At 71.7% G+C, this 18,706-nt stretch carries 21 protein-coding genes and 2 pseudogenes; 8 read left to right on the top strand and 15 right to left on the bottom strand.

Going from position 1 to position 18,706, the window contains the following annotated elements:
* Positions 1 to 22: 22 nt before the first annotated feature.
* Positions 23 to 346 (top strand): annotated as a pseudogene (locus tag ACQEWB_RS46205) (ABC transporter ATP-binding protein); the annotation flags it as partial.
* Between the two features lie 43 nt (positions 347 to 389).
* Here the strand turns inward: ACQEWB_RS46205 and ACQEWB_RS46200 are convergent.
* The 5 genes and pseudogenes from ACQEWB_RS46200 to ACQEWB_RS46180 form a co-directional block, all read right to left on the bottom strand.
* Entirely contained in the window at positions 390 to 986 is a 597-nt protein-coding gene (locus ACQEWB_RS46200; RefSeq protein WP_432842336.1) for a hypothetical protein, read from the bottom strand.
* A gap of 54 nt (positions 987 to 1,040) precedes the next feature.
* Positions 1,041 to 1,682: a glycine betaine ABC transporter substrate-binding protein gene (locus ACQEWB_RS46195; RefSeq protein WP_432842334.1), complete on the bottom strand. Its 642-nt coding sequence runs from the start codon at positions 1,680 to 1,682 to the stop codon at positions 1,041 to 1,043.
* A gap of 2 nt (positions 1,683 to 1,684) precedes the next feature.
* Positions 1,685 to 1,897, bottom strand: a pseudogene (locus ACQEWB_RS46190) (ABC transporter permease); the annotation flags it as partial.
* Complete coding sequence (locus tag ACQEWB_RS46185; RefSeq protein WP_432842332.1) at positions 1,873 to 2,439, bottom strand: ABC transporter permease; 567 nt, start codon at positions 2,437 to 2,439, stop codon at positions 1,873 to 1,875. The pseudogene ACQEWB_RS46190 and the gene ACQEWB_RS46185, both read right to left, overlap by 25 nt.
* A 185-nt stretch (positions 2,440 to 2,624) precedes the next feature.
* A complete protein-coding gene (locus ACQEWB_RS46180) occupies positions 2,625 to 3,194 on the bottom strand; it encodes a TetR/AcrR family transcriptional regulator (RefSeq protein ID WP_432842330.1) in 570 nt (189 codons plus the stop codon).
* 160 nt (positions 3,195 to 3,354) lie between these two features.
* On the opposite strand from ACQEWB_RS46180, the gene ACQEWB_RS46175 reads away from it, so the two are divergent.
* Together ACQEWB_RS46175 and ACQEWB_RS46170 are read left to right on the top strand one after the other, a co-directional pair.
* On the top strand, positions 3,355 to 4,212 hold the full coding sequence (locus ACQEWB_RS46175; RefSeq protein WP_432842328.1) for an AAA family ATPase: 858 nt from the start codon (positions 3,355 to 3,357) through the stop codon (positions 4,210 to 4,212).
* A gap of 59 nt (positions 4,213 to 4,271) precedes the next feature.
* Positions 4,272 to 5,564 (top strand): vWA domain-containing protein, encoded by a 1,293-nt coding sequence (locus ACQEWB_RS46170; protein WP_432844351.1) that lies wholly within the window; start codon positions 4,272 to 4,274, stop codon positions 5,562 to 5,564.
* Here the strand turns inward: ACQEWB_RS46170 and ACQEWB_RS46165 are convergent, their stop codons facing one another.
* Entirely contained in the window at positions 5,565 to 5,930 is a 366-nt protein-coding gene (locus ACQEWB_RS46165) for a cupin domain-containing protein (protein WP_432842326.1), read from the bottom strand.
* A gap of 133 nt (positions 5,931 to 6,063) precedes the next feature.
* Between ACQEWB_RS46165 and ACQEWB_RS46160 the strand changes: the two genes are divergently transcribed.
* Complete coding sequence (locus ACQEWB_RS46160) at positions 6,064 to 6,459, top strand: nuclear transport factor 2 family protein (protein ID WP_432842324.1); 396 nt, start codon at positions 6,064 to 6,066, stop codon at positions 6,457 to 6,459.
* Here the strand turns inward: ACQEWB_RS46160 and ACQEWB_RS46155 are convergent.
* From ACQEWB_RS46155 to ACQEWB_RS46130, 6 genes are all read right to left on the bottom strand, one after another.
* Complete coding sequence (locus tag ACQEWB_RS46155; RefSeq protein ID WP_432842322.1) at positions 6,454 to 7,437, bottom strand: threo-3-hydroxy-L-aspartate ammonia-lyase; 984 nt, start codon at positions 7,435 to 7,437, stop codon at positions 6,454 to 6,456. The two genes, ACQEWB_RS46160 and ACQEWB_RS46155, sit on opposite strands and share 6 nt — an antisense overlap.
* Complete coding sequence (locus ACQEWB_RS46150) at positions 7,434 to 8,123, bottom strand: helix-turn-helix transcriptional regulator (RefSeq protein ID WP_432842320.1); 690 nt, start codon at positions 8,121 to 8,123, stop codon at positions 7,434 to 7,436. Before ACQEWB_RS46150 ends, ACQEWB_RS46155 begins: the two co-directional genes overlap by 4 nt.
* Before the next feature lie 102 nt (positions 8,124 to 8,225).
* A complete protein-coding gene (locus ACQEWB_RS46145; protein WP_432842318.1) occupies positions 8,226 to 9,554 on the bottom strand; it encodes a hypothetical protein in 1,329 nt (442 codons plus the stop codon).
* A gap of 78 nt (positions 9,555 to 9,632) precedes the next feature.
* Positions 9,633 to 10,862 (bottom strand): 4-hydroxybenzoate 3-monooxygenase, encoded by a 1,230-nt coding sequence (locus tag ACQEWB_RS46140; protein WP_432842316.1) that lies wholly within the window; start codon positions 10,860 to 10,862, stop codon positions 9,633 to 9,635.
* A gap of 38 nt (positions 10,863 to 10,900) precedes the next feature.
* Positions 10,901 to 11,785, bottom strand: coding sequence for a pirin family protein (locus ACQEWB_RS46135; RefSeq protein WP_432842314.1), 885 nt, complete (start codon positions 11,783 to 11,785; stop codon positions 10,901 to 10,903).
* Complete coding sequence (locus ACQEWB_RS46130; RefSeq protein WP_432842312.1) at positions 11,782 to 13,560, bottom strand: PLP-dependent aminotransferase family protein; 1,779 nt, start codon at positions 13,558 to 13,560, stop codon at positions 11,782 to 11,784. The genes ACQEWB_RS46135 and ACQEWB_RS46130 overlap by 4 nt, the downstream gene beginning before the upstream one ends.
* Before the next feature lie 30 nt (positions 13,561 to 13,590).
* Here ACQEWB_RS46130 and ACQEWB_RS46125 point away from each other — a divergent pair, with 30 nt between their 5' ends.
* On the top strand, positions 13,591 to 14,547 hold the full coding sequence (locus ACQEWB_RS46125) for a DMT family transporter (protein WP_432842310.1): 957 nt from the start codon (positions 13,591 to 13,593) through the stop codon (positions 14,545 to 14,547).
* On the opposite strand, the gene ACQEWB_RS46120 is transcribed toward ACQEWB_RS46125, so the two are convergent.
* The 3 genes from ACQEWB_RS46120 to ACQEWB_RS46110 all read right to left on the bottom strand — a co-directional run bounded on the left by ACQEWB_RS46120 (position 14,483) and on the right by ACQEWB_RS46110 (position 17,167).
* Positions 14,483 to 15,259 carry a VOC family protein gene (locus tag ACQEWB_RS46120; protein ID WP_432842308.1) on the bottom strand — a complete coding sequence of 259 codons (777 nt, stop codon included), beginning with the start codon at positions 15,257 to 15,259 and terminating at the stop codon, positions 14,483 to 14,485. The two genes, ACQEWB_RS46125 and ACQEWB_RS46120, sit on opposite strands and share 65 nt — an antisense overlap.
* A complete protein-coding gene (locus ACQEWB_RS46115; protein ID WP_432842306.1) occupies positions 15,256 to 16,059 on the bottom strand; it encodes a 3-hydroxyacyl-CoA dehydrogenase NAD-binding domain-containing protein in 804 nt (267 codons plus the stop codon). The genes ACQEWB_RS46120 and ACQEWB_RS46115 overlap by 4 nt, the downstream gene beginning before the upstream one ends.
* 142 nt (positions 16,060 to 16,201) lie before the next feature.
* Positions 16,202 to 17,167, bottom strand: coding sequence for a pirin family protein (locus ACQEWB_RS46110; protein WP_432842304.1), 966 nt, complete (start codon positions 17,165 to 17,167; stop codon positions 16,202 to 16,204).
* 123 nt (positions 17,168 to 17,290) lie between these two features.
* Here ACQEWB_RS46110 and ACQEWB_RS46105 point away from each other — a divergent pair, with 123 nt between their 5' ends.
* The 3 genes from ACQEWB_RS46105 to ACQEWB_RS46095 all read left to right on the top strand — a co-directional run bounded on the left by ACQEWB_RS46105 (position 17,291) and on the right by ACQEWB_RS46095 (position 18,639).
* Positions 17,291 to 17,782, top strand: a complete 492-nt coding sequence (locus ACQEWB_RS46105) for a MarR family winged helix-turn-helix transcriptional regulator (protein WP_432842302.1) — start codon at positions 17,291 to 17,293, stop codon at positions 17,780 to 17,782.
* On the top strand, positions 17,779 to 18,222 hold the full coding sequence (locus tag ACQEWB_RS46100; RefSeq protein WP_432842300.1) for a MarR family transcriptional regulator: 444 nt from the start codon (positions 17,779 to 17,781) through the stop codon (positions 18,220 to 18,222). The genes ACQEWB_RS46105 and ACQEWB_RS46100 overlap by 4 nt, the downstream gene beginning before the upstream one ends.
* Before the next feature lie 69 nt (positions 18,223 to 18,291).
* Positions 18,292 to 18,639 (top strand): tetratricopeptide repeat protein, encoded by a 348-nt coding sequence (locus ACQEWB_RS46095; RefSeq protein ID WP_432842298.1) that lies wholly within the window; start codon positions 18,292 to 18,294, stop codon positions 18,637 to 18,639.
* Positions 18,640 to 18,706 lie beyond the last annotated feature (67 nt).

Raw genomic sequence — 18,706 nt, 5'->3', positions numbered from 1 at the left:
GGAAGAAGTGCCTGAGCGGGGGGCGGGGGCGCGCTGGGCGGTCGCCCTCGACACGCGGGGTGACCCGCACAGTTGGGTCGGGATCGGCGACCTCGGCGCGGGCGGTTCGGTCGGCGACCGCGCCCGCCGGATGAACGCCTGGGTGCCGGTGGGCGCGCCCTTGAAGCAGGCCTTCGGGGTGATGCTCCAGCATGACGCCGGATGGGTCGCGGTGCTGGACGGGGCCCGCTTCCTGAGGGTGCTGACGCCGGGCAAGCTGCACGAGGCGCTGCCGCGGTCGGTGGACGCGGCCACGCTGGGTGTGTCGCGGGACCAAGTGGAGTTCGACTCGGTGGCGGACGCCTGACCGGTGCAGTGAGCAACAGCCGGTACGCAGTCCCGCCGGTCCGTCAGCAGTAGACCATCGGGCAGCCGCGCCGCAGCGAGTGCTGGGCGGCGCGCAGATACAGCGCCACGTAGAAGGCCGCGTCCAGGTCCTCGGCCCACGGTCCGGGGCGCACTGCGGCCAGCTTCTCGGCCGCACCCTCAAGGAACCAGAACGTCAGGTCGAGGTTGTCACAGGCCGCCGGTATCTCGTCCACCGGCAGCTCGACGGCCGCCGCCAACCGCTCGGCGAGCGCGAGCGCTTGGGGAGCGCCGACGACCACCGTCTCGTCGGTGTACGAGGAGCCGACAGGCAGCACTATCTCCTCGTCGAGCGAGAGCGGCACCAGCACCGTCCAGCCGCAGAGCAGGTCCCAGTCCGCCTGCGACAGGTGCGCCCGGCACAGCGCGCCGAACCCGTCCATGGGTGGCGCCAGCTTCTCCTCGAACGACTGCCCCGAGCCCCGTACCAACTTCGCCGCCTCGGGCACGGACGTGTACGGCGGCAGCCCGCGCCGCCCCAACTCCTCGTTGAGCAAGGCGGCGACGGCTCCTCGGCCGCCCTCCTCCTCGTCCTCGTCGAACCAGTCCTGCGCATTGCTGCTGACCAGATAGATCCCCATGCCCGCAAGGTACAAGGCACCGCTGACAACCGGCGCCGACCACCGCCCCCGCCCTCACTTCAGCAGGCCCTTGTCCCGCAGACAGTTCCGTGCCACGTCCGATGCCGGCCTCAGTACGTCGTTGAGCTGGTCCAGCGCCTTCGTCATCCCGGCGCCGCCCGCACGGGAGCGGTTGACGACCGGCACGACGTAGTCGGCGTTCTGATGCCGTAGGTCTTCTTCAACCCCGGTTCGCAGTACGGCCGTCCGTTGCACCCATTCGTCGCCCGCGGCGAGCCGCACCTCCAGTCCCGACGCGCCGAGGTCGCTGAGCGTCCTGAGTCCGTGCTGCCGAGCGTAGGACGCGCTGGTCTTGGCGTTGAGCCAGGCGGCGAAGGTGGCCGCGCACTCGGGGATGACCTCGATCTGGCCTGATTCCAGGGCGGGTTCGTAGGGTTCGCGGTTGGCGACGGTGAGCAGGGACGTCTTGTAGCCGGCCTGGTTCAGCAGCTGTGCGTACATCTGGGCGAGCAGATCGCTCTCGGTGAATCCGGCCGAGCCGATGGTCGGATGATGGCTGTCGCCGGGTGGTGCGGTGACCTCGCGCTGGGTCTCCAGGGACGGTCCGGTGGAGCAGCCCGCGAGCAGCAGTACGGCGGCGATCCGCACCCCGTTCGGGATCATCGGGAGCGAAAGGGGCAGTTCCACGTGAAACATCAGTTGACCGCCAGGGCGCCACCGTTGCCGAGGCCGCCCAGGACGAGGGCGACCGGCAGGGCGACCAGACAGCTGATGGCCAGGCAGACGACGGTGCGGGCGAGGCGTTGGAGGAGCCGGTGCCAGATGCCGTCGTCGCCGGACCAGTGGGCGGGGTCGGTGAGCCAGTCCCAGGTGTCGGTGAGGGTCGTCATTCGCGGGCCGCCCGGGTCCACGGTGTGATCAGACGTCGTACGGCGAGGAGCAGCACGTCGGCCGCGATCGCGATCAGCACGCACAGCACGGACGCGGTGAGCACCTGCGCCTTGAGGTAGGTGTTCATGCCGGCGTAGACGAGGTTGCCCAGGCCGCCGAAGCCGACGATGGCGCCCACCGTCACCAGGGAGACCGCCGAGACGGTGGTGATGCGCAGTCCGGCCAGGATGTTCCGTACGAGCAGGGTCGGCGAGTACAGGACGAGTCCGGCGACGACGAGGCTCACCGAGAGGCCGTAGACGGGCAGGAGCAGCGAGAACATCGCCAGTGACGGGACCGTGTAGAGGATCGCCGTGACCTCGAGGACGGGACCGGCCGCCCGGCCCCGGCGTCGGGCCGGCACGGCCGGCGGCAGGGCGAGCGCGAGGCCGATGAGCACCGAGACCGCGGTGAGCTGGAGGGGCTGGACGCCCGCGTCGACGAGGATCCGGCGGCGGCTGGTCAGGTAGGCGCCGCAGATCCACTCGTTGCGGGCGAGGCAGTCGTCCGGGGGCGCGGTCACGGGTCCATCGCACCGGGTGGCCCGCGGGGTCGGCTCGTTGTGGTGACCCGTCCGGGATGTCGCTGACCACACCCCGCGACAGGGGTTCTGCGCCCCATGTGGCCCGACCGTGCTCTCCGTACGACAGCACGACAGCACGGCGGGCGCCGCTTCAGCGGTCGCCCCTGCTGAAACGGCGTCCTTCCCTACCGCACGCCCGCCGCGTCCAGCAGCGTCGTCACGGTCGCCGTCGTGAGCCCGTCCAGCGTCTCGATCCGAGCGCCGGCGCGGGCGCTCGCGCCGTCGAAGACCAGCATCAGCTGGCGGGCGAGCAGCTCCGGGTCCGGTGCACCACCGAGCTCGGCCTGGGCTCGGAACGCCTCCTTCAGGCTCTCTTTGGCCGCGGCGGCGACCTGGCTCGCCGGGTGCTCGGGGCTCTTCAACTCGACCAGCGCCGCCAGGAAGGGGCAGCCCTGGTAGTCGGGCGCGGTCGAGAGCTTCTCCGCCTGCTCGAAGACGTACAGAATGCGTTCGCGTGGAGTGCCGGCGTCGTCCGGGCCGGGCATGAGCTGGGCCGCGTAACCGGGCGCGCGCCGCTCCAGGCTCGCCGCAAGGACCTCGTCCTTGCTCGCGAAGAGCTGGTACATCGACCGCTTCGAGACGCCGGCGGTCCGGCACAGCGCCTCGACGCCGATGGAGACGCCGTCCCGGTAGAAGAGCTCGGACGCCGCGTCGAGCAGCCGGTCCCTGGTCGACGCCTTGTCTGTCGTGGTCATACGGCGAGGGTACCTCCGCCGCCGAACCCGGGAAAACCGATCGGTATACCACCGGAAACCGGTCGCTCTACCGGCGGGAGCAGCAAGATTCCGCGTGACAGAGGTGGTGAACAAGCGCTTAGATAGTGAGCCAGGTACCGCCGCCGACCTGGAGGCCCCGTTGTTCACATCCGTCGACGACGTTTCCGCGCGTCTCGCCGCGACCGGCTATCTCGCCTCGCCCGCGGTCGCCACCACCGTCTTCCTCGCCGACCGCCTCGGCAAGCCACTGCTGGTCGAGGGCCCGGCCGGGGTCGGCAAGACGGAGCTCGCCAAGGCCGTGGCCGAGGTGGCCGGGGCGAGCCTGGTCCGGCTCCAGTGCTACGAGGGCGTCGACGAGTCCCGCGCGCTGTACGAGTGGAACCACGCCAAGCAGTTGCTGCGCATCAGCGCCGGCCGCGACGAGACGTGGGACGAGACACGGACCGACATCTTCAGCGAGGAGTTCCTGCTCTCGCGCCCGCTGCTCACGGCGATCCGCGGCGACGACCGCAAGGTGCTGCTGATCGACGAGACCGACAAGGCGGACGTCGAGGTCGAGGGCCTGCTCCTGGAGGTGCTGAGCGACTTCCAGGTCACGGTGCCCGAGCTGGGCACGATCGCGGCGACCCGCCGCCCCTTCGTGGTGCTGACGTCGAACGCGAGCCGCGAGCTGTCCGAGGCGCTGCGCCGCCGCTGTCTGTTCCTCCACATCGGTTTCCCCGACGAGGAGTTGGAGCGCCGGATCGTCCGGCTGAAGGTGCCCGAGCTGGACGAGGCGCTGGCCGGCTCCGTGGTCCGGGTGGTCGGCGCGCTACGGGCGATGGACCTGCGCAAGGTCCCCTCGGTCGCCGAGACGATCGACTGGGCGCGCACCCTGCTCGCGCTCGGCGCCGACACCCTCGACGAGACCGTCGTACGGGACAGCCTGGGCGTCCTCCTCAAGCACCAGGACGACATCCAGAAGGCGGCGGCCAAGCTCGACCTGGACGCCGTGTGACCGCGCCCGGCGTCACGGAGCGACTCACCTCGCTGGTCGGGGCGCTGCGGGCGCACGGCATGCGGATCGGCACGGGCGAGACCGTGGACGCGGCCGAGGCGATGGCGGCGCTGGGCCTGGCCGACCGTGAGCTGCTCCGGGAGGGACTGGCGGCGACGCTGTTGCACGGCCCGTCCCAACGGCCCGTCTTCGACCCGGTCTTCGACCTCTACTTCCCGCGGGGAATCGGCGCGCCCGAGGGCGAGGCGGGGGGCCGTGAGGACCTGCGCGAGCGGCTGGCGGCGGCGCTGGCGGCGGGCGACATCATGCTGATGGGGCAGTTGGCGGCGGAGGCGGTTGAAGGCTTCGGCGGGTACGGTTCCTCACCCGACACGGCGGGCTGGTCCTCGTACCAGACCCTCGAACAGCTGCGTCCCCAGACGCTGTTCGCCCGCGTGCGCGACAGCGTCCGGGCCCGGAACGGGGCTTCGGGGTTCACCGACCGGCTGCTGGAGGACGAGATCCGGCGGCGGATCGAGGTGTTCCGCAGGCAGGTGGCGGTCGAGGCGCGGCGGCGGGTGGCCGAGCGGCGCGACCGGGACATGCTCGCCCGGCGTGCGGTGGCGACGACTCCCGACCGGCTCGACTTCCTGTACGCCGGGAAGCTCCAACTCGCCGAGCTGCGCAGGACGGTTCAGCCGCTGGCCCGCAAGCTGGCGACCCGGCTCGCGGCGCGTCGCCGTAAGGCCGCGCGGGGCAGCATCGATCTGCGCCGGACGCTGCGCGGCTCGCTGTCGACGGGCGGGGTGCCGATGAAGCCGGTGCTGCGCCGGCGCCGGCCCGCGCGTCCCGAACTGGTGCTGCTGTGCGATGTGTCGGGGTCGGTGTCCGGTTTCTCGGACTTCACGATGCTGCTGGTGCAGGCGCTGCACGACCAGTTCAGCAAGGTGCGGGTGTTCGCCTTCGTCAACCGGATCGACGAGGTGACCGGGCTCCTGGAGCACGGCGCGGCCGACGCGGAGGGTCTCGGCGCCCGCATCCGCGCCGAGGCGACGCTCACCGGCTGGCACGGCAGCAGCGACTACGGCGTCGCCCTGGGCGAGTTCGCGGAGCGGTACGCCGACGCGGTGGGCCCGCGCACGACCGTGTTCGTGCTCGGCGACGCCCGTACGAACATGAGCGATCCGAACCTCGCGGCGGTCCGGCAGATCGCCGAACGGGCCCGCCGCTTCTACTGGTTGAACCCCGAACCGCGCGCCCAGTGGGGCACCGGTGACTCCGCGGCACCCGAGTACGCCGACGTGGTCGGCATGCACGAGTGCCGCAACGCCCGCCAGCTGAGCGAGTTGGTCGCCCGGCTGCTGCCGGTCTGACTACTGGTCCTTCGCCTTCGCGTACTCCGTGGCCATGGCGCCCGCGAAGTCGTACACCACGCACGCCTCGTCGCTGACCACCCATGCGTCGTGTCCCGGCGTTATGACGAACACGTCGCCCGGTCCGACCTCCTGCTCCGCGCCGTCGTCCATGCGGACGCGCATGCGGCCGGATACGCAGTACCCGTTGTGGTGGACCTGGCAGCTCTCCGTGCCGGCTATGGGTGCCACGGACTCCGACCAGCGCCAGCCCGGTTCGAAGGTGCCCACGGCGAAGTCCAGTCCGGTCATATGGACCGCTTCGAGGTGTCCGCGCGGGAAGTCGCGGCGCTCGTCGGGCTTCTCGACAGCCTTGATCTCGATCATGACGGCTCCCTCCATTGCGAGCCCCGCCCACGACACCATCGTCCGCCCGTCCACTCGACACCGCCATTCGGGTGAGCGGAAAATGGCGCCTGGAGGCCGCAATCGCCGAACCACCAGAAAGGTGGCGATCAACGTGGCTGAACACCCTCATGCCCAACTCATCCGCAAGGGCTACGAAGCCTTCTCCCGTGGTGACATGGACACCCTTCGCTCGATGATGACGGGCGACGCCACCCACCACGTGCCCGGCAGCCACCCGCTGTCCGGCGACTTCAAGGGCATCGACGCCGTCCTCGGCTACTACGGCCAGCTCTACGAGGCAACCGGCGGCACGTTCAAGGTCGAACTGCGCAACATCCTCGTGGACGGCCGCGGACACGCCGTCTCCATCCACCGCTTCACGGCCCAGCGGGGCGACAAGCGGATAGACGAGACCGGAGGGATCGTCTTCCGGATCGTCGGGGACAAGATCAGCGATCTCGACGAGTGCGTCGAGGACATCGACAAGGACAACGAGTTCTGGTCATGACGGCGTCGCCGGGCCGCACAGCTCGGCGAAACGGTCCGCGTCCACATTGCCGCCGGAGACGATGACCCCGATCCGGCGCGGAAGGGAACCCGCCCGCCCGGCGAGCAGGGCGGCAAGCGGGGTGGCCCCGCTCGGCTCGACGACGATCTTCAGGCGTTCGAACGCGAACCGCATCGCGGCGCGGATCTCGTCGTCGGACACCAGGGCGATCCCGTCGACCAGCCTCCGGTTCACGGAGAAGGTCAGCTCGCCGGGCGTGTGCAGGGCCTGTCCGTCGGCGATGGTGCGCGGCACGGGGATGCTGACGCGCCGGCCGGCCTCCAGCGACCGCTTGGTGTCGTCCCCGGCCTCCGGCTCCACGCCGATCACCCGGATCCCCGGGTGCAGTCCCTTGGCCGCAGTGGCACTGCCGGCGATCAGCCCGCCACCACCGACGGGCACCACCAGGGCGTCCAACTCTCCGACTTCCTCGAGGAGTTCGAGAGCGGCGGTGCCCTGCCCGGCCATGACGTGCGGATGCTCGTACGGCGGGATGAGCGCGAGGCCCCGCTCGGCGGCCAGGGTCTCGGCCACGGAGACGCGGTCCTCGGTGTAGCGGTCGTACGTCACGATCTCGGCGCCGTAGCCCTCCGTGGCCGCCCGCTTGGACCTCGGGGCGTCCGCGGGCATCACGATGACCGCGGAGGTGCCGAGTTCGCGGGCGGCCAGGGCGACGGCCTGGGCGTGGTTGCCGGACGAGTAGGCGGCGATGCCGCGGGACAGTTCCTCGGGGGTGAGCCGTGAGGCGGCGTTGTAGGCGCCGCGGAACTTGAAGGCGCCCACCCGCTGGAAGTTCTCGCACTTCAGGTGGACCTCGGCGCCGACGAGGGCGTCGAGGGTGCGCGAGCGCAGCACGGGGGTGCGGTGCGCGACGCCCTTGAGCCGGGCCGCGGCCTCGCGGACGTCGTCGAGGGTGACGGGTGGGCGAGTGGTCGTCACGCGGATCCTCCAGCGGTGGTCGGGGCGGTGTCGGCGCGGGCCTGGGAGAGGTAGCTGTAGGCGGAGGCGCGGGAGATGCCGAGCCGGGCGGCGACCTCTTCGACGGCGCGGCGCACGGCGAAGACGCCGTGTTCGTCGAGACTGCGGAAGAGGCCCAGGCGCTCGGTGCGGTCGAGCCCGGCCCAGGCGCGGTGCTGTCCCAGGTGGTGGGCGTCGAGGATGGCGTCCACGACGGAGTCGATGTCGTTGCCGAAGGTGGTGACCGGGACTTCAGTCGTGGCGGCGCCGAGCCCGGCCAGCGCGCCGAGCAGGGCGTGGGCCTCGCCGACCGCGGTGACGTCGACGTTGACGCACAGGGCGCCGAAGACGGCTCCGCCGGAGTCGCGCAGCACCATCGTGGACGCCTTGACCAGCTTGCCGTTCCGGGTGCGGGTGACGTAGTTCAGCTCGTCGGCCGCCCGGTCGCCGCGCGCGAGGACCCGCATGCCGATCTCGCTCATCGCCCCGCCCACGGCCCGCCCGGTCACCGAACCGGCGACGGCGACCACCGACTCCTCGGGCCGCCGGTAGTCGTGCAGCACCACCTCGCACAGCGGCCCGAAGGTCGCCGCGATCCCGTCGACGACCGGCCGCAGCGCGGCGAGGATCGCGTCCCGCTCGGCATCACGAGCTTGCTCAGCAGCCATACTCTTTAGACTACTCGTCCAATTCTTGGACTGGAAGTCCAGACGGCCAAGGGCCGCTCGTGCGGGGAACCAAGAACCGAACCTGGACTCGGAGTCCGGGATCTAGGTCATCGTGTCGTGGGTCGCCGCGTAGGTCAGCGCCTCGCGTGCGGCGGGACGGTTGCCGACGGTCCCCCACCAGGGATGGGCGTGCATCTCCTCGGCGAGCCGCCGGCAGCGCCCGCGCGCGTCCGCCAGGCGCTCCCGCTGCTCGCCGGTGATCTCGGCACGGCCCGCCGCGATATCGGCTCCGCTGGGCAGGTGCGAGACGATGTCGGCGCAGTGCTCCAGCGCCCTGGTGAAGGTCCGCCGGGCGGCGACGAGGTCGCCGGGTATGACGAACTCGCCGACGGTGAAGGGCCGGGAGAACTCGGACGCCCCGGGCTCGGTGTGCCACAGCGAGGCATCGATGGGCAGTCCGTCGTCCCGCGCCCGGGCGAGCTCGGCGGCGGCACCCGGCCGCACGCCGTCGCGGCCCGTCTCCCACACTTCCGGCCGGACATCCGTCCCGCTCGCACGGCGCTGCGCCGGCACACCGGGCAGAGGCTCGGGGCGCCCTTCGAGGAACTCCTCCTTGTCCGTCGGCGTGACCCACATGTGCCAGCCGCGGCGGCCCGCCGGATGCGGCAGGTACAGCGAGACGAGTTGGCCACTAGCCGTGCTCCGGATGACGTCGTCGTAGTAGAGACCGCGTACGGGCTCCCAGAGCGCGTGCCTGCCGCCGCAGCGGCCCGCGCCCTGCTGCGGGCAGGGCACGGGGTTGCTCCAGTCGCAGCGGGACATGTTGAGCTGTTTGACCCCGCCGCGTACCGGGAGGGCCGTGCGGTCTGTGACGTCCCGCCAGCTCTGTACGTTCAGCCGGGCCCAGGGGGCTCGGTCTATGGGAATCGCGTTCTCGTTGTTGACGAGCCACAGCGGAGTGAGCCCGGCCCGGCGGGCGAGGCGGGTGCGCTCGTCGACGGAACCGCCCGCTATCGCGGCGAGTTGGATTTCGTAGGCGAGCCGGCGATCGTCCGCACCCTCCACCGTCACATCGACGCGGCCCTTTCCGGACTCTCCGCCCTCGGACCGGCTCACCCGGAATCCCTCGCCCGTGGCGACCTTGGCCGTGTATTCGCCGAGCGCCTTGTGGAGATCGGTTTCGGCCTGCGTTTCGGGGCGCTCCCCTTTTGCCACATGCATCGCGTGCGGACGGCCGTTGACCTTGCGGATCGCCATGAAGCCGGGGCAGATGAAGCCTTCGGCCTCATGGGCTTCCAGGCAGTACAGAAGATCCGGCTGGTAATTGCCGTAGATCTCGTCGAGCAGCCGCGGGTATTCGGGGTGGCCGAGATCAGCCTCGGTCAGGTCGAGCGTGATTCCGAGGCCCCTGTGCCAGACGCTGTAGGTCATATGGCGAGAGTAGGACGCGCCACTGACAATGGGTCCGGCGAAGATCGTCAACGGCCGCGGAATGCACGCCGGCTGATATCAGGGGCTGACGGAATCGGGCTCGGGATCCAGCCCGGTCATGAGTTCCGCGAAAGCGCCCGCGGCGGCCGTGGACGTGAACAGCCGGTCGAGACGGGCGCGCGCCAGGCTGCGGAGGAAAGGACCGGAGCGGGTGTCGTCGCCGGCGTCGTGGACGGTCCGGGTCAGCCAGTGGGAGAACTCCTGGTCGTTCCAGACCCGCCGCAGGCAGCGCCGCGAATACTCGCGCAGACCGGTCCCGTCCTGGTCGCGGACGAAGTCCCGGACGGCCCGGGCGAAGAGGTCGGCGTCGTAGAGGGCCAGGTTCATGCCCTTGCCGCCCATGGGGGACACGATGTGGGCGGAGTCCCCGACCAGGAACAGACGGCCGTACTGCATGGGGTCGTGGACGAGGCTGCGGAGTCGGAAGATCTCGCGGTCGGTGATCGGCCCGTCGGCGAGGGCGGGGTCGCCGAGGCGTCCGCGCAGGGCGTCCCACACGCGGGCGTCCTGCCAGGCGTCGGGGTGGTCGTCGGGCGGGCACTGGAGGTAGTAGCGGCTGCTGTGCGGGCCGCGCGGGAAGTGGGCGGCGAAGCCGTGCGCGCTGACGGCCAGGAGCGGATACGCCGGGGGCGGGGCGTCGGCCAGGACGGTGAGCCAGCCGATCCCGTGGTCGAAGGCGTGCGCGGTGAGGGCGCCTTCGGGTACGGCGGTGCGGCTGACGCCGTGGTCACCGTCGCAACCGGCGACGAAAGTGCAGGCGAGGGCGTGGCGGGTGCCGTCGGCGGTGCGGTAGCGGACGGTGGGGCGGTCGCCGGTCAGGTCGTGCAGGGAGACGTCGAGTGCCTCGAAGCGCAGGTCGCCGCCGTCCGCGAGGTACGTCTCGGTGAGCTTCTGGACCAGCACCTGCTGAGGACAGAGGCGGGCCCCGGGTCCCTCGGAACCGTCGCTGTCGGAGACCAGGTGGCTCTCGCCGTCCACCCGGACCTCCAGGATCCCGCCGTGCGGCGGACCGCCGAGGACGCGGTCGGCCAGCCCCCAGGAGTCGAACATCCGCACGGCACGGGTCTCGACGATGCCGGCCCGCTGGCGCTGCGTCACGTACTCGCGCGACTGACGCTCCAGCACGACACAGTCGACCCCGCTGCGCCGCAGCAGGTTGGCGACGGTGAGCCCGGCCGGGCCCGCGCCGATCACCACGACGGTCGTGGATTCGGGCGACTCCCCCAACTCCCCAGCATTTTCCGCCACTTGGCCACCTCCGGGGTCAGGGTAGCCGAGCGGCACCCTCAGCGGTCGTACGCGAGACGGGCCAGGCGCGGTACCGGGCCGAACGCCCCGGACCGGAAGTCGTTGAACGCCTTGGTGATCTCCACCTCGGTGTTCATGACGAACGGGCCGCCCAGAGCGACGGGTTCGCGCAAGGGCTCGCCGCTGTAGACCATGACGCGGGCGGACTCGTCGGGATCGACGGCGGCGAGTTGCAAGGTGGTGTTCTCCGGGCCGGCGACGGGGTCCGACCAGCCGGTCCGGCCGGCCCGCAGTTCACGGCCGCCGACCAGCAGTCGACCGTTCATCACGTAGGCGAACAGGCGGTGTTCGGCGGGGACCTGGAGGTCGTACGAGGAACCGGGGTCGAGGGTGGCGACCAGGCCCTGTACCGGGTGGTGGGTGTCGGCGGCGCCGGTGACGCCGTCGACGGTGCCGGCGTGGACGTCGATGCGCACGCCGGGTGCCTGCAAGCGGGGCATGGCCGCGTTGGTGAGGTCCTGGTAGCGGGAGGGCGTCAGCTTCTTCGCGGCGGGCAGGTTGAGCCACATCTGGAGTACGTGCGCGTGCTCGTCGCGGTAGGCGAGCTCGCGGTGGACGATCCCGTGCCCGGCTGTCATCCACTGCACCTCACCGGGCTCCAGGGCCCCGGCATGGCCGAGGTTGTCGCCGTGTTCGAGGACACCGTCGATCACGGTGGTGACGGTCTCCAGGCCGCGGTGGGGGTGCCATTCGAAGCCGGGCGTCGAGAACCAGTCCTCGACCAGGACGAGAAAGGGGTCGGTCAGCGCCGGGTCGGTCGGCACGAAGACCAGCGCCTTGTCGTCGACCTGCGCGTCGGGTCCGAGCTGCTGCTTGTCGGTGACGCGGTTCAGGATCCGCTGGTCGGCCAGTGGTGTGGTCATGGCTGCTCCTTGAAGGGGTCGGGCGACCCGGGACCGGGACCGGCGGCGTCGGTCGGCGAGGGATCCGGTGCCATGTCTTCGAACATGCCACGAGCCGTGCCCGCGTCCAACCGGTCGGCCGACGAGGCCGCTGCCCGGACCAGGGCCTCGCCGACCAGGGCGATGCCCTCGTCGATCTCGTGGGCGGGGCCCGCCGCATAGCCGAGGACGAGGCCTGGCGGGCCGGCGCCGAGACGGTGCCAGGACAGGGGGTGCACCTTGACGCCCCGGGCGAGAGCCTCCGCGGCCAGGTCGGTGTCGTGGAAACCGCTCCCCCGGTCGTCGAAGGTGAGCATGAGGTGCAGGCCCGCGGCGGCTCCGTGTACACGCGCGCCGGGCAGGCCCCGCTCGATCGCCCGCAGCATCACGTCCCGGCGCCGACGGTGGCGGAGCCGGACGTGGCGCAGATGCCGTTCCAGATCCCCGGAGTCCATCAGCCGGGCCAGGACCAGCTGGGTGAGGATGCCGTTGCCGAGGTCGGCGTAGCGTTTCGCCGCCACGACGGCGTCCAGCCGGTCCGGCGGTACGAGGAGCCAGCCCACCCGGAGCGCGGGCGCGAGCAGTTTGGAGACGCTGCCCGCGTAACAGACCCCCTCGGGCATCAGCGAGCGCAGCGCCGGCACCGGCGGCCGGTCGTAGCGATGCTCGGCGTCGTAGTCGTCCTCGATGACCACCCCGCCCTCGGCCGCCCAGCTCAGCAGGTCACGCCGGCGCTCCCCGTCCAGGACCACACCGGTGGGGAACTGGTGGGCCGGCGTCGTCAGCACCGCCCGGGCGCCGCTCGCACGCAGCGCCTCGACGTCCAGGCCGCCCGCGTCCACCGGGACGGGAACGATCGTGTGGCCGCCGTACTCCAACTGCTGGCGCGCCCCCAGCGATCCGGGGTCCTCGACGGCGATACGGCGGATCCCCTCCGCGCGCAACAGTTGCCCGAGCAGGGCGAGCGCCTGGGCCACGCCGGCGACCACCACCACCTCGTCCGGGTCGGCGCGGATACCGCGGTTGCGGGCCAGCCAGCCGACGACGGCCCGGCGGAGGGCGGGGGCGCCACGGGGATCGCCGTAGCCGAAGTCGGCCGGGGTGACGCCCGAGAGGACCGCGCGTTCGGCGCGCAGCCAGCCGGTGCGGGGGAAGGCGGCGAGGTCGGGGACGCCGGGGGAGAGATCGATGCGGCAGGGCAGGGACCGGAGGGTGTCGATGACGCCCTCGCGGTCGGCGGAGCCGAAGAACGCGGGTCCATGGCCGGGGCCCATCGGGCCGAGGGCGGGACCCGGGATGCCGAGGGCTGGGCCCGAGGTGCCGGAGGCTGGGCCCGGAGTGCCAGGTGCGTGGCCCGGAACTCCGAGGGCATGGCCCGGAACTCCGACGGCGTTGTCGCGCAGCGTCCCGGGGGCGCGGTCGCGGGGTGCGGCGGGCGCCGCCACGACCACCGTGCCGAGTCGGCCGCGACCGGCGATCTGACCCGACTCGCCGAGCCGCCGGTACGCCTCGGTGACCACACCCCTGGTGACCTGTAGCTCCTCGGCCAGTACGCGGCTGGCGGGCAGCCGTGTCCCGACCGGCAACCGGCCGTCGGCGATGGCCGAACGCAGCCGCTCGGCGAGCCAAGCGGTACGCCCGCCGACGGGCGCCTGACCGATGTCCAGCTGGAGGAAGTCCGAGCCGACGGCCGAGGTGCCGTCCGCCGAACCCGCCGTTTTGGACCCCTCGACCGGTGTCTTCGTGGACCTGCCCATGACATCCATTGTGCGGGCAGGGTGGACGGCATGGACACACCTTCCGCTTCGTTCGTCCAGCTCGTGCCCGGCATGGTCGGGATGGTGCTGGTCGGCAGCAGCGTCACCGTCTCGCACACGCTCGTCGACGCCCCGCTCTTCACCAGCCAGGCCGTGCGGTACGTGGCCGCGACCGCGATCCTCATGGTCATCGCCCGCCTCGCCGGTGCGCGCCTGGTGTGGCCGCGCGGCCGGGAGTGGCTGTGGCTGACCGGGCTCGCCGTCACCGGCCTGGTGCTGTTCAACGTGGCCGTGGTCCGCGGCGTCGCCCACGCCGAACCCGCGGTGATCGCCGTCGCGGTGGCGTGCGTACCGCTGGTTCTCGGGGTGGTGGGCCCGCTCCTCGAGCGGCGCGGGCCGAGCCGGCAGGTCCTGCTGGCCGCGCCCGTCGTCATGGCCGGCGCAGTGCTGGTGGAGGGGACGGGTCGCACCGACGCGGTCGGGGTGGCCTGGGCGGGGCTGGCCCTGGGGTGCGAGGCCGCGTTCACGCTCCTCGCGGTGCCGGTGCTGGGGCGGCACGGGCCGTGGGGAGTGTCCGTGCACGCAACCTGGCTGGGCGGAGTGCTGCTTGCCGTCCTCGGTGCGACCGGTGAAGGGCCCTCTGCCGCACGGGAGTTGACCACGGCCCAGTGGGCCGCCGTCGGCTACCTCGCGTTGATGGTGACGGCCGTCGCCTTCGTTCTCTGGTATTCGACGGTACGTTCCGTGGGGGCCGGCCGGGCCGGGCTGCTCACCGGCATCGCGCCCCTGGCCGCGGCGGTCGTCGGCACCGTGTCGGGCGCCGGCGTGCCAGGGCCGTCGGTCTGGCTGGGCATCGTCGTGGTCATCGCGGGTCTGGTCGTCGGACTGCGGCCGCAACCGGCCAAGTGGCGCTCGGCGCCGGTCACTTGCCCGCCAGACGACAGGAGCCGATTGCCACACCTTCGGCGGGCCCTCCGTAGAGGCTGATCCCGGTGATCCCGGTGATCCCCGGAGCGCCTCCGCCGTGCACGCGGATCGAGCCGCTCGGCCAGGTGTACTCCATCGAACCGTCCCGCTCGCTCACCTGCGCGCCGAGGACGTCCTCGAACAGGCGGCGCGAGAGAGCCGGGTCGCCGGAGCCGAGGTGTGTCGGTCCCAAGCTCGCGGGGCTCACCTCGACTGCCGTGTCCCAGAGGGGCGTCCACCACAGTGGCTCCGTCGCTCCGGCCACGTCCGGCATGGCCGAGGGGTCCCGGACGGAGCTCTCGACGAGTTCGCGGGGATCGGGGTAGGCCTTGTCGGACTGCGCGAGTTGGATGACCGTGCGATGGACGGCATCCGGCAGCACGAAGGCCTCGCGCCAGGCCGGATGGTCGTAACTCTCCCCCACCACGGTCAGTCCGAGGGACCGGACTTGGCGCACGGCCGTCGCGAGGTCGGGCACGGTGAAGGTGAGATGGTGCGGGCCCTCGCCGCGAGCCGAGAGGAAGCGGCTGAGGAACCCGGCGCCGACGGGTTCCAGCAGCTCCAGCCGGCCGCCTGCGTCGGCTGTCCCCACGTACAGGAGCAAGTAGCGGAATTCCGCGAGGACTTCACCGCAGACGGGCACTGCCCCGAGCTCCCGGCGCAGCCGTCTCGCCCAGCCCATGGCGTCTTGCACCGCGAACGAGGTGTGGTCGATGTCGAACTCCGGCTTCACGCCCCGGTTTCCTCTCTTTTGCCGCGTCCAGTTCCGTGCGTGGCGGCGACGACCGCGGTCAGGAGCGCGTCCCGCCGGGCGGCCGGGGTCCTGATGTCGTCCTGGTCCGCGACCACCGACAGACCTTCTACCAGGCGCGCCGCGGTCGCGTCGTCGAGGTGGGGTCGGCCGAGGTCGTCCCACCAGCGGTTGAAGCTGTCGCCGTAGCGCTCACAGAAGGCGGCGAGGCCGCCGCCGTCGCCTCCCAGATGGAACAAGGACGTCGGGCCCATGACGGTCCACCGCAGTCCCGGGCCGGACGCGACGGCCGTGTCGATGTCGGTCACCGTCGCGACGCCTTCGTCGACGAGGTGGATGGCCTCGCGCCAGAGAGCGGCCTGCAGTCGGCTGGCGACATGGCCGGGCACCTCGCGCCTGACCTCGATCGTCACCTTGCCGACCGCCTCGTAGTACCGGCGGGTCCAGGCGACGACGCCCGGGCCGGTGCGCTCGTTGCCCAACACCTCGACGAGAGGGATCAGATGGGGTGGGTTGAACGGATGTCCGAGCACGAAACGGTCCGGTCGCCGCCCCCCTGCCTGGAGTTCACCGAGGGTCAGGCCGGAGGCGGACGAGGCCACCACCGTCTCCCTCCCCCAGGGCCGGCTCGATGGTCGGTACAGCTGGTGCTTCAAAGCGATCCGTTCAGGAACGCTCTCCTGGACGAACTCCGCCCCCTCCACGGCCTCGCGCGGGTCCTCGCAGACGACGATCCCCGCCTCCGGAGCACCGGTCCGCGCGAGGCCGAGAGCGGTGAGCACGGGCCAGGCCTCAGCGACCGTCTCCCTCACCCGACGGCACGCATGCTCACACCGGAGATGCCGTGCCGCGAGAGCAGGCTGAGCACGGCATCCAGAATGCGCTCCTGCCGGTCCTTCTCCGGAACCTCGGCGGGAACGCCGGTCAACGCGCCCTCCCCCGCGGCTTCAACGGCACCGGCGGCAGTTCCGGAGCCGGCAGCGGAGCACCGTCGTACCCCTTCACCTCACCGAAGCGGGAACCCGTCATCCAGTCCTCGCGGGCCTGGACGATCTCCTCCTGGGTGCGGCCGATCCAGTTCCAGAACATGACCAGTTCCTCCTCGAACGGCTCGCCGCCGAGGAGCATCAGACCGGCGTCCGACTCGGCGCGCAGCGGCAGTTCGCCGCGACCGCAGCCGAGGTAGAGCATCGAGCCGGGGAGAAGGGGCACGCCGTCGACGTGGGCCTCGCCGGACATGGAGAGGACGGCGTACTCGAAGTCCGGTTCCAGCGGCAGGCGTACCTCCGCGCCGCGGGTGAGCGCGAGGTCGGCGCCGACGATCGGGGTGTACGTCGTGCCGGGCGAGCTCGCGCCGTCCAGGTCGCCCAGGATCAGCGTGGCGTCGAGGCCGGGGGCCGTCACGACCGGTAGTTCGGCGTGGTGTTCGAAGCGCGGGTCGGTGTGGCGGTGACCGTCGGGGAGGGCGACCCACAGCTGGGCGCCGTGCAGGAGACGGGCGTGCGGACGGGGGCTCTCCTCGGAGTGGCTGATGGCGCGGCCCGAGGTCATGAGGCCCAGTTCGCGGGGGCGGATCGTCTGGAGGCTGCCGGTCGAGTCGCGGTGCAGGACCTCGCCCTCGTGCAGCCAGCTCACCGTCTGCAGGCCCATGTGCGGGTGCGGCGGGACCTGCATGCCGGGCTCGTCGGCGATGTCGTCGGGGCCGTAGTGATCGACGAAGCACCAGGCGCCGACCATGCGGCGGCCCAGGTTGGGCAGCAGCCGGCGGACCTCGGTCGACTCGCCGAGCTTGACGCGGCGCGGGCTGAGGAGTTCGCGTACGGGTTCCGCCACCACGAAGCCACGGCCACCGCACAGGGCGGGGACCGCCTCGCGATCAAGATTGCTCATGGCGCACAACCTAGTCCCGCCGCGGCCGCCCCGTCAGTCCGTCACCGCGCTGTCACTCGGCCCGGCTCGATGCCGTTCGAAAAATAGTAGCCATGTACATAGTAGCCATGTACTGTATTCACCATGAGCAAGGGTTCCGAGATGGCGACGCCCGGGTTCCTCGTGTGGCGTCTGTCGATGAAGTGGCGGGTGGCGGTCGACCGTGCGGTGGCCCCGCTCGGGCTCACCCACGCGCAGTACTCGCTGCTGGCCTCGCTGTACGGCATGCAGCGCGGCGGTGAGCGCCCCAGCCAGCGCCGTCTCGCCGACCACACCGGCCTGGAGCCGCTGTACGTGTCCAAGCTGGCCCGCGCCCTGGAGTCGTCCGGCCTGCTGGAGCGGGCCCGGGATCCCCGGGACCCGCGGGCCGTACAGCTGGCCCTCACCGAGCAGGGGCACGAGGTCACCGGGCGCGCCGTGAAGGTCGTGCACGGACTGCTTGAGCAGCTGCTCACGCCCCTCGGCGGTCTCGACAGCCCGCGCGCACGGGCGTTCACGGGCGAACTGGCGACCCTGCTCGACGCACCTCTTGATCCGTCCATCGAGCCCGAAAACAGCGAGAAGGAGCAGTCATGACGACCACCGCACCCAAGGCCGACGCCCGCGCCCTCGGCCTGGCCCACTACGCCGCCCGCGCCGCCCTGGAGAGCGTCCTGGCCCGGCACGGCGCCACCTTCCAGCAGCAGATCACCCTCCGGCTCGCCGTCGTGGCCGAGGCACCCCTCGCGCGTGCGGAGCTCGTCGCGCAGGTCGTCGGCTCGCTCAAGGCCGACGCGGACGAGGTCGAGCAGGTCGTCGAGGAGCTGACCGCCAAGGGGCTGCTCGCCGCCGAGTCGTCACGGATCCGCGTCACGGACGCGGGCCGGGAGTTCTACGCCGGGGTGACCGCCGAGTCCTCGCGGATCTCCGCGCGGGTCTGGGGCGGCATCCCGGAGGAGGACCTGATGGCCGCCGGTCGCGTCCTGGCCCTGGTGACCGAGCGGGCCAACGCGGAACTGGCCGGGACGGCCGTCTGAGCCGCAGCCCACGACTCGTGGAATGTTCAACCAATTGTCTTGGTTGCAGTACGCCGAAGGAGGTCGACAGTGGACACGACGTACTACGACCACGGAACACCGGCGGAGCGCTGGGAGCGCGCCCAGCTGTTCTTCGCCGCCAAGGACTACGCCGCCGCGGCGCGCGTGCTGGGCGGGCTGGTCGAGGAGGTGCCGGAGCAGACCGGACCGCGCCTGCTGCTGGCCCGCGCCTACTACCACTCGGCCCAACTGCGGCGCGCGGAGACCGAGTTGCTCACCCTCGTGGAACGCGACCCGGTGGAGCACTACGCCCGCCTGCTGCTGGGCCGCACCCTGGAGCGGCAGGGCCGACAGGAGGAGGCGGACTCCCACCTGCGGATCGCCTCGGCGTTGGCCGGCGACTTCGAACAGGTCTGAGCGACAGGGTTACGACGGGACGGCCGGGCCCGGTTCCACACAGGAGCCGGGCCCGGCCGTTCCGCCG

Origin of the sequence: Streptomyces sp. CA-249302 (genome assembly GCF_050936785.1) — a bacterium.
Lineage (GTDB): Bacteria > Actinomycetota > Actinomycetes > Streptomycetales > Streptomycetaceae > Streptomyces.
The sequence above is the reverse complement of the archived record's forward strand: the minus strand, read 5'-3'. Positions and strand labels throughout refer to the sequence as shown.